This is a genomic window from Pseudomonas sp. SIMBA_068 (assembly GCF_046534705.1).
Lineage (GTDB): Bacteria > Pseudomonadota > Gammaproteobacteria > Pseudomonadales > Pseudomonadaceae > Aquipseudomonas > Aquipseudomonas putida.
Map to the genome: position 1 here is coordinate 1 of NZ_JAWRYI010000354.1, position 279 is coordinate 279.

1 protein-coding gene is annotated in these 279 nt (G+C 42.7%); it reads right to left on the minus strand.

What is annotated here, in order from left to right; all coding sequences use genetic code 11:
* The coding region (locus SB756_RS29510; RefSeq protein ID WP_410913103.1) for a hypothetical protein at nt 1-279 on the minus strand (279 nt) is incomplete at both ends.

Consider the following 279-nt stretch of genomic DNA (forward strand, 5'->3'; position numbering starts at 1 on the left):
GTTTTTACTGCCTTCGCCACTTTGTTCATTAGTGACTTCTACAAATAGCTCACCCAATTCAGAAGATGAAATACTGTTGGTCACAGTACAACCAGATGCTGCAGATAAAGGGTCTAATTTAACATTGCTTCGGTTATCATCCCAATCAGCATTACAGCCTGTTAGTAGTTTAATAGATACCGAAAATTGCGCTTCATCTTGCGCTGCACCATCACCCGATGAGTAAAATACAGCCGTGTTGCTAACGCTCGTACCACTTGCTGGAGCGTAACTTGCTAC